The organism is Kitasatospora sp. NPDC036934, from assembly GCF_055608425.1.
In genome coordinates, this window is record NZ_JBVJQR010000023.1 from 58,109 (window position 1) to 67,115 (window position 9,007).

6 protein-coding genes are annotated in these 9,007 nt (G+C 74.5%); 3 read left to right on the top strand and 3 right to left on the bottom strand.

The genetic code is table 11. From position 1 onward, the window contains the following. Positions 1–48: 48 nt before the first annotated feature. On the bottom strand, positions 49–1,362 hold the full coding sequence (locus tag ACZ7BZ_RS29315; protein WP_470360960.1) for a DUF6271 family protein: 1,314 nt from the start codon (positions 1,360–1,362) through the stop codon (positions 49–51). Then, complete coding sequence (locus tag ACZ7BZ_RS29320) at positions 1,344–2,420, bottom strand: phytanoyl-CoA dioxygenase family protein (RefSeq protein ID WP_470360961.1); 1,077 nt, start codon at positions 2,418–2,420, stop codon at positions 1,344–1,346. The genes ACZ7BZ_RS29315 and ACZ7BZ_RS29320 overlap by 19 nt, the downstream gene beginning before the upstream one ends. 491 nt (positions 2,421–2,911) lie before the next feature. Between ACZ7BZ_RS29320 and ACZ7BZ_RS29325 the strand changes: the two genes are divergently transcribed. Continuing rightward, positions 2,912–4,882 carry an FUSC family protein gene (locus ACZ7BZ_RS29325; RefSeq protein ID WP_470361012.1) on the top strand — a complete coding sequence of 657 codons (1,971 nt, stop codon included), beginning with the start codon at positions 2,912–2,914 and terminating at the stop codon, positions 4,880–4,882. 103 nt (positions 4,883–4,985) lie between these two features. Here ACZ7BZ_RS29325 and ACZ7BZ_RS29330 read toward each other — a convergent pair whose 3' ends face one another. Next, a complete protein-coding gene (locus ACZ7BZ_RS29330; RefSeq protein ID WP_470360962.1) occupies positions 4,986–6,389 on the bottom strand; it encodes an amidase in 1,404 nt (467 codons plus the stop codon). Between the two features lie 281 nt (positions 6,390–6,670). Between ACZ7BZ_RS29330 and ACZ7BZ_RS29335 the strand changes: the two genes are divergently transcribed. Both ACZ7BZ_RS29335 and ACZ7BZ_RS29340 read left to right on the top strand, forming a co-directional pair. Then, positions 6,671–8,023: a cytochrome P450 gene (locus ACZ7BZ_RS29335; RefSeq protein ID WP_470360963.1), complete on the top strand. Its 1,353-nt coding sequence runs from the start codon at positions 6,671–6,673 to the stop codon at positions 8,021–8,023. 104 nt (positions 8,024–8,127) lie between these two features. Then, a complete protein-coding gene (locus ACZ7BZ_RS29340) occupies positions 8,128–8,847 on the top strand; it encodes a rhomboid-like protein (RefSeq protein WP_470360964.1) in 720 nt (239 codons plus the stop codon). The last annotated feature ends 160 nt before the right edge of the window (positions 8,848–9,007 follow it).

Consider the following 9,007-nt stretch of genomic DNA (forward strand, 5'->3'; position numbering starts at 1 on the left):
GGTTCGGTGGTCTGACGTATCACGGATGAACTCCCGGTGCGGCTAGCGCTAGCGCGGCAGCCGGTCGGCGGGGGTGGTCCTGCTCGCCCGCACCAGCGGGCCCCACGCGTCGATCAGCAGGGCGAAGTCCTCGATGTCCGCCTGCGCCTCGTCGAGCAGACGCGCTCGTCGGGGCGTCAGGTGGTCGGCGAACTCGGCGTACTTGCCGCCGAGCCTCCGGTAGCAGCGGTCGAGTTCGGCGAGCCGCCGGTGGTTCTCGGCGCGGTCCGTCGCGGCGCTGCGGCGGGCGGCGTCGGCGATCGCCGCCGGGCGGACGTGGTGGTGCTCGTCGAGGAGGGCCTCGCCGGCCCGTTCCAGCTCGGAGTAGACGGGGTGGAGGTAGAGCATGGAGAGCAGGAACTTGGCGTAGCGCTCCTGGTAGGCGGTGAAGCCGGGGCCGGTGCGCCGTTCCGGGGTGTAGTAGTTGACGATGTGCCGGTTGTGGGTCACCCCGGGCAGGGTGGCGTCGTGCACGAGGTGGTGCAGGAAGTAGTCGCTGCCGATGGTGTCGGTGGCGGGCGGCAGCGGGACGCGTTCGTACACCTCGTGGTCGAGGGCGATGTTGCACATGTCGATCCGCCAGATGTCGGGCCGGTCGAGCACGGCGCGGTCGGCGGTGAAGGGTTCGGTGCCGCCACCGGTGAAGGATTCGGCGACGAGTTCCCGCCGTTCCTGCTCGGTCGCCCCGGTGGGTGCCCAGAGCGCGACCACGTCGTGGTAGGCCTGCGGGTCGAGGGCGCGGATCTCGCCGAGGTCGACGGAGAGTTCGCCGATGAAGGAGGCGCCGACCAGGGCGACCGGCCTGTCGGCGTGCGCCGGGTCGAGGGTGTACTCGGTGACGGCGGCGGCCGCGTCGGCTGCCTTGAGCCCGATGGTGGCGAGTTCGTGGTCGATCGGGAACACCGGTGCGCCGTCGTGCCACTGGTAGCGGCTGTCGGAGTCGCGACGGTGCACGGAGGTGCAGCCGAGGGCGGCGGCCAGCAGGAACGCCCGGTTGGTGCAGGCCCCGTAGGAGACGGCGTCGGGCAGCATCAGGTCGAGCAGCTTGTCGGGGTCCGGGGCTCCGGTCCGCTCGATCGCGGAGCGCAGGAAGGCGCGTTGGGCGTCCTCGTCCAGGTGGTGGGTGACCACGCCCTCGGTGGGCGCCAGCGCGGCGAGGGCCGCGGCGTGCCGGGCGCGGGCCGCCGGGTCGGCGGAGTCGAGCACCAGGTAGTGCACCAGGACGCCGAACTCGCGGGCGGCGTGGGCGGCTTCGGCGCCGATCGCGGTGATGGTGTCCGCGCACTCGCGATTGGTGGGCAGGGTCAGGCAGACGGCGCGCACGGGCGCTCCCCTTCGGGCTGCTCGAAGGTGCGGCCGGTCCAGGACCGCAGGCCGAGCAGCTTCTCGCCGAGTTCGGTGAGTTCGGCCGGTCCGTAGCGCAGTGCCTCGGGCCGGTCGGCGTCCCCGACCAGGGTGCGGTTCCAGTCCGGGGTGGCGAGGGTGCGCCAGGACTCCACCCGGGAGCGGCGCAGCGGCTCGGCCTCCTCCAGGGCGGGCATCATGGAGAGGTACTGCACCGAGCGCACGCCGTTCGCGGAGGTGTTGGGGGCGACGCCGTGGGCCAGCAGGCCGTTCCAGATCAGCAGGTCACCGGCCTTCAACTCGGGCCGGACCACCGGGAACTCGTCGCGGTCGACATCCGGGCGGATCGGGTCGCGGTCGGCGGGCTGGGTGGCCTGCCACTCGTTGTGGCGGCGGAACAGCTCCGGGTCGCACTGGAAGCCGCCGTGGTCGGGGGCGGTGTCGTTGAGCGCGATGATGCCCTGGACGCGCTGCGGGAGCATGGCCCGGGTGGTGTCGACGTCCCAGTGGAGTTCGATGTCGAAGCCCTTGTCGGTGGGTTCGATGAGGGCGCGGTCGCGGTTGCGCACGTTCGGCGGGTTGAGGTTGAGCCGGTCGAGGGTGACCCACAGCTCCTCGCAGTCCCAGACGTCCACGAAGGCGTCGTAGACGCGCTGTGACTGGCGGCTGTCCCAGATGAGTTGGTGGTGGTAGGCCTCGACGAAGCCGTAGATGTGCAGGTGCCGGTCGAGTTCGTCGCGGTGGTCGCGCTCGCGGTACCAGTCCTCCGGACGGTCGGGCGACAGTCCCTGGAACTCCCAGGCGAAGTCGAGCAGCCGGCGCGCGGCCTCGGTCGGGATGGCCTGCTCGACGACGACGTAGCCGTAGGTCTGCCAGTGCGCGAAGTCCGCCTCGGAGAGCACTCGCAGCGGGTGCTTCTTGCGCAGTTCGCGCAAGGCGGTGCCGGCGAGGTAGCTCTCGGTGTCGGCACTGAAGTAGGGGCGCTGCGAGGCGGCGCGGTACAGATATTCCTCGGGGTGTTCGTCAGGGCTCGGCATGGGCGGTCACTCCGTGGTTCGTGGTCGATGCAGCGCTTCCTCGGGCGCCCGGTGCGGGCGCGGCGAGCCGGTGGCCGGTCGTCGGCCGGAAGGGGAATTCGGGGCGCGGACCGGATGCCCGTCCGCATGCGCTCCGTCTCGCCTCGGCCCCCGAGCAGCGCACAACGCCACGTCAGGGGGCCAACTCACCCGTCCGGCAAGGGCACTCACCCCACATCAGCCTCGGCCGGACCGCGCTTCCCCATACGTTGGACTAGACCAACTAATGGTGTCAACCCTTTCCCACTGGTAACCGAATGGGAAATCAGCGCAGTTCACGGCGCCTCTGGGGTTCGCTTTATGTTTCGCAGACTGACATAAGGGCGGGTATGTTTCGGGAATTGACATAACCGCGAAGGGTGAACCGAACCGGCCCGCCGTACGTTGGGTCTGTGGCACGCACCCGCCCGGCGCCTTCCCGTCCGACACTTTCCCGGCTGGCGGATTCCCGACTGGCCCCGCCCCGCTGGCTGACCGAGGGCCTGCGCCCCCGGGACGCGCCGGTCCCCTGGGCCGCGATGGCCCGCGCCTCGGTGGCACTCGCCGCCCCGCTCGCCGTCGGCACCGCCACCGGCCGGACCGGCTACGGCGCGCTGGTGTCGATGGGCGCGCTGTCCGGCGTCATCGGGGACACCGCCGACGCCTACCGGATGCGGGTGTTCAACATCGCCGTGCCACAGCTGTTCGGCGCCCTCGGAGTGCTGGTCGGCACCCAGGTGTACGGCTCCGGCTGGACGGCCGTGGCGGTGCTGACCCTGGTCGCGCTGCTCTCCGGCATGATCTCCTCGGTCGGCGCCGTCGCCTCCGTCTCCGGCCTGCTCCTGCTGCTGAACACCGTGGTCGGCGCCGGCCTGCCGATGCCCTCCCCGTGGTGGCTGCCGCCGGGCCTGCTGCTGCTCGGCGGACTGCTGGTGCTCGCCCTCACCCTGCTGGCCTGGCCACTGCGCGGGGGTACTCCCGAGCGCGCCGTGGTCGCCGACACCTACCGGGCGGTGGCCGCGCTGCTGGAGGCCACCGGCTCCCCCGACTACGAGGACCGGCGCCGGGCACTCACCCAGTCGCTGAACCAGTCCTACGACCTGCTGCTGGCCCGCCGGGCCCGCCGGCACGGCCGCTCCGCCACCCTGGTGCGCCTGCTCGCCCAGCTCAACGCGCTGATCCCGGTGGTCGAGGGCGCCGCCGCGGCCCATCTGCGCCCGCCCGGCTACGGTCCGCTGTCGCCCGCCTACCCGGCCGCCGTAGGCGAACTGGCCGAGGCCGTCGCCCGGGGCCGCACCGGCCCCGCTCCCCCACCGCCCGCGCTGCCCGAGCCGCGCGGCCCCTCCACCCGGGCGCTGGCCGAGGCGATCGGGCACGCCTCCACCGTCGTGCACGAGGCGGAGCCCGACCCCTACACGGCCGCCGACCGGCTCGGCCGGCCAGCCGGCCTGGAGGTGCGGGCCCGCCGGGCGGCCCGGGCGCTACTGCTGTCCGGGGCCTCCTGGCGGTACGGCCTGCGGCTGGCGCTGTGCATCGGGCTGGCCCAGGTGCTGGTGTCGGTGATCGCCGTCCCGCGCTCGTACTGGGTGGCTCTCACCGTCACCTTCGTGCTGAAGCCGGACTTCGGCTCGGTGTTCTCCCGCGCGGTGCTGCGCGCCGTCGGGACGGCCGCCGGGCTGCTGATCGCGATCCCGGTGCTGGCCGAGGTGGAGCGCGGCTGGTGGGACGTGCCCGTGATCGCGGCGCTCGCCATGCTCATCCCGGCGCTGTCCGTCAAGGGGTACGCGTTCCAGACCGCGGCGATCACCCCGGTCATCCTGCTGCTCTCCGACCTGCTCAACCACCAGGGCTTCCACCTGGTGGCCCCCCGGCTGTACGACTCGCTGATCGGCTGCGGCATCGTACTGGTGGCGGGCTACCTGCTCTGGCCGGAGTCCTGGCACACCCGGATCGGCGACCGGCTGGCCGACGCCGTCCAGGACACCGCCTCGTACGTGTCGCTGGCCTTCACCACCGCACCCGGCCGGGACGAACCGGCCCGGGCCCGCTACCGGCGCCGGCTCTACCGGGACCTCTCCGCGGTGCGCAGCGAGTTCCAGCGGGCGCTCACCGAGCCGCCGCCGGTCGGCGCCCGGGCGGAGGCCTGGTGGCCGCTGGTGATCGCGGTGGAGCGGATCGTGGACACCACCACCGCGACCAGGGTGCGGATCGAGCACGGCGCGGCGGTGCCGACCCCGGCCGAGGTCGGTGCCGTCGCCCGGGAGCTGACCGACCTGGCCGAGGCGCTGCGCAGCGGCGCGCCGCTGTCACCGGGCGGCCCGGACGCACCGGACGTGCCGGCGCCGGACCGCGCGATGGCACCGGACCGCGCGATGGCACCGGACTGCGCGCTGGCCCGGCTGCACCACGAGGTGCACGCGGCCCGGTCGGTGGCGGCCGGCTGAGGGCGGGTCCTGCTCGGTCCTGAATGCGCGCTCAGTCCCGGACGCGCCGCTCAGTCCCGGACGCGCCGGTCCCGGACGCGCCGCTCAGTCCCGGACGCGCCGCTCAGTCCTGGATGCGCCGCCAGGGCCGGTCCGCCTCCAGTGCGAAGGCCAGCTCCAGCAGCAGCCGCTCCTGCCCGTGCGCGGCCGACAGGTGCACCCCGATCGGCAGCCCGCTGGGCGCCGCCCCGGCGGGCAGGGCGATGCCCGGACCGCCGGTCACGTTGTTGACCGGGGTGAAGGCGACGTAGCGCAGCAGCCGCTCGACCAGCTCGTCGAAGGCGACGTTGGGGCTGAGGTGCCCGATCGGCGGGGCGGTGTGGGCGAGCACCGGGGAGAGGATCGCGTCGTGCTCGCGGAAGATCCCGGCGTAGACGGCCTCGGCCCGGCGCAGCCGGCGCAGCACGCCGGGGATGCGCGGGAACTCGGCCTGGAAGCTGCGGCGCAGCCCGGTGGTGAGGCCGTCGAGCCGGCCGGCCCGGAAGCTCGGGTCGAGCATGACCCGGCCGGTGAGCGCGATCACCCAGGCGATGTAGCCCCAGTAGGAGAGGAAGTCGCGGGAGAACTCCTCTCCGAAGGGCAGGGTGGCCGGTTCCACCCGGTGGCCCATCGCCTCCAGCCGGGCGGCGGTCTCCTCGACGGCCCGGCGGGTCGCCTCGTCGGTCTCGGCGGTGGGCGAGTCCACCACCAGGCCGATCCGCAGCCGGCGCTCGCCGGGGCCCTCGACCAGGCCGAGCGGGGGCAGTGCCGGGTTGCGGTGGTGGCGCTCGGCGGCGGCGAAGAAGGCGGCGGTGTCGCGCACCGTGCGGGTGACCACCCCGTCGGTGACCAGGTCGATCGGCAGTTTGCCGCCCTGGGCGTTGGTGACCAGCCGGCCCCGGGTGGGCTTGAGGCCGACCAGTCCGCAGCAGGCCGCCGGGATGCGGATCGAGCCGCCGCCGTCGTTGGCGTGGGCGATCGGCACCACGCCGGCGGCCACCAGGGCCGCCGAGCCGCCTGAGGAGGCGCCGGGCGAGTGGGAGGTCTTCCAAGGGTTGCGCACCGGCTGGGCGGCGGCGAACTCGGTGGAGGCGTTCAGCCCGAACTCGGGCAGCCGGGTCTTGCCGAGCACGGCCAGGCCGGTGGAGAGGAACTGGTCGGCGAAGGGCGCGTTGCGGCGGGCGGGGCGGGCCCGGTAGGCCTCGCTGCCCATGGCGGTGGGCAGGCCGCGCAGGTCGACGTTGTCCTTGAGGTAGGTCGGTACGCCCCAGAGCGGGCCACCGATGCCCTCACGGCTGATCCGGGGCCGGTCGTGGCTGGCGTGGGCGACGGGCAGCAGCGTGCCGTCGATCCGTCCGGCGCGGGCGACGGCGGCCGCGACCAGTTCCCGGGGGTTGACCTCGCCGGCCCGGACCATGGCGGCCAGGGCCACCGCGTCGTGCGTGCCGAGGGCGTCGTCGGTGAACGCGTGGGCCCGCTCGTCGGCCATCCCAACTCCCAACCGGTAGTACCAACTGGCTTTACCGGTCGGTATACCGGCCGGTAATCGTACGGAGGTTCGCAGTGTAGGCGCGCGGCACCGCCCCCGGATACCCCCACGCGACGACCCCGAACCGACCGTCAGGTCCGTCATGGCGCACGGCCGTTCTACGTACGCCCCCGCGTTCACCCCACCCGCCGGGCGCCGGCCGTTCCACCGACCGTTTCGCCGACGGGCGCCGGGAAAGATCACGGACGCCCGACGAACCCGCCCTCCCCGAGGTGACGCCCGTGCCCACCCAGTACCGACCGACCGCCGCCCAGTACACCTCGGCCACCGCCCCCGGCGCGCTCCCGCTGCTCGGCCACGCCCCCGCCCTGCTCCGCAGCCCGCTCGACTTCGTGGCCGGCCTGCCCGCGCACGGCGACCTCGTCCGGCTGCGGCTCGGCCCGCTCGACGCCCACGTCGTCTGCCACCCCGAACTGGTGCGCCGACTGCTCACCGACCACCGCACCTACGACAAGGGCGGCATCGTCGTCGAGAAGGCCCGCGCGGCCTTCGGCAACGGCCTCGCCACCTGCCCCGCCGCCGACCACCGGCGCCAACGCCGCCTGCTCCAACCCGCGTTCCACCGCGACCGGCTGCCCGGCTACACCGCCATGATGGCCGCGGAGATCGCCGGCACCACCGCCCGCTGGCGCGACGGCGACGTGGTCGACGTCCCCGCCGCGATGTACCGGCTCTCCACCGCCGTCACCGCCCGCTGCCTGTTCGCCGCCCACGAGCGGGCCGGCGCGCTGCCCGTCCACACCGCCATGGACGTGGTCGCCCGCGGCGTCGCCCGGCGGACGGTGCTGCCGCTGCCCGGCGCCGACCGGATCCCCACCCCCGGCAACCGCCGGTTCGCCCGCGCCCGGCGGGACCTCCGGGAGATCACCGACCGGCTGGTCGCCGACTACCGCGCCGCCGGCACCGACCACCACGACCTGCTCTCCACCCTGCTCGGCGCCCGCGACGAGGACGGCCGGGGCCTGACCGACGACGAGATCCACGACCAGGTGGTCACCTTCCTGCTGGCCGGCATGGAGACCACCGCCGCCACCCTCTCCTGGGCCTGGACGCTGCTCGCCGCCAACCCTGCCGTCCGCGAGCGCCTGCACACCGAACTCGACACCGTCCTCGACGGCCGCCCGGCCCGCCACCAGGACCTGCCCGCCCTGCCGCTCACGGCCAGGATCGTCAGCGAGACCCTGCGGCTCTACCCGCCCGCCTGGATCCTCAGCCGCACCGCCACCACCGACACCGAACTCGGCGGCCACCCCCTCCCGGCCGGCGCCACCCTCCTCTACAGCCCCTACCTGCTGCACCGCCGCGCCGACCTCTTCCCCTGCCCCGACCGCTTCGACCCCGACCGCTGGCTCACCACCGCCCGGCCCGCCCCCGGCAACTACACGCCCTTCGGCCTCGGCGCCCGCCGCTGCATCGGCGACGCCTTCGGCACCACCGAGGCCGCCCTCGCCCTCGCCACCATCGCCGCCCGCTGGACCGTCACCCCCACCCGCGGCCGACCCGTCCGGCCGCACCGCAGCGTCTCGCTCTCCCCCCGCCCGTTCACCGCGACGCTCGCCCGCCGCATCCGCTGAGGGGGACCCCCGCCCGTGGTCCGCCGGCATTCGGTACTGTCCGGAGGTGGCCGACCGCATCCGGGCCGGCCGGACCAGCCGCTCGACCGGGACACCATCAGACCATGAACGCACGACGCCCGTTGGGGCTCCTCACCGGGCTGCTGCACGCCGTCCGCACGTACCCCCGCCGCTCGCCGCTGACGCTCGTCTACGTCGGGCTACTGCTGCTCGGACACGCCTGGGTCGAGTACGGACTGTCCGAGGCGCGCGCCGACGACCTGCGCGGCTACATCAGCACCAACCTCGACAACCTGCACGACCACCCGGTCCGCGCCCTGCTCGGCAGCGCGCTGCTGTACGACGGCACGCTCACCGACATCGCCTCCACCGGCTTCGGCGGCACCCTGATCACCCTCGGCCTGGGCATCATCGTCGGCCTGGCGTGGGCCGAACGCCGCTTCGGCACCCCGCGCGCCGCCGCGGTGTTCTTCGCCGGGCACGTCGGCGCCACCCTGGTCACCGCGCTGGTGATCCTGCTCGCCCTGCACCAGGGCTGGTACCCGGAGAGCGTGCGCGAGGCCTCGGACTACGGCATCAGCTACGGCGCCCAGGCCGCCCTCGCCTTCGCCGCCCTCGCACTGCCCCGCTGGGCCCGGCTGCCCTGGGCCGCCTTCGTCCTCGTCTGGCCGCTGGCCGGCGACCACGACTGGCCGGGGCCGCTCCCGGAGTTCACCACCGTCGGCCACCTGCTCGCCGCCGCCCTCGGCTTCGCCCTGGCCGCCGCCACCGCCCGCGGCCGGCGCCGCGGCACCAGCCTGGCCGCCGCACCCACCGAGGGCTGACCCGCCCCGGGGCCGGGGTCCACCGACGTGGGGCGTCTCAGCGCGGGGCGCGGGGCGCGGGGCATCTCAGCGCGGGGCGCGGGGCGCGGGGCATCTCAGCGCGGGGCGCGGGGCGCGGGGCATCTCAGCGCGGGGCGCGGGGCGCGGGGCATCTCAGCGC

What these genes read in the sequence shown, in the direction of transcription:
- ACZ7BZ_RS29340 (WP_470360964.1), top strand. Translation starts at nt 8,128, where the DNA reads ATGAACGCACGACGCCCGTTGGGGCTCCTCACCGGGCTGCTGCACGCC.
- ACZ7BZ_RS29330 (WP_470360962.1), bottom strand. Translation starts at nt 6,389, where the DNA reads ATGGCCGACGAGCGGGCCCACGCGTTCACCGACGACGCCCTCGGCACG.
- ACZ7BZ_RS29320 (WP_470360961.1), bottom strand. Translation starts at nt 2,420, where the DNA reads ATGCCGAGCCCTGACGAACACCCCGAGGAATATCTGTACCGCGCCGCC.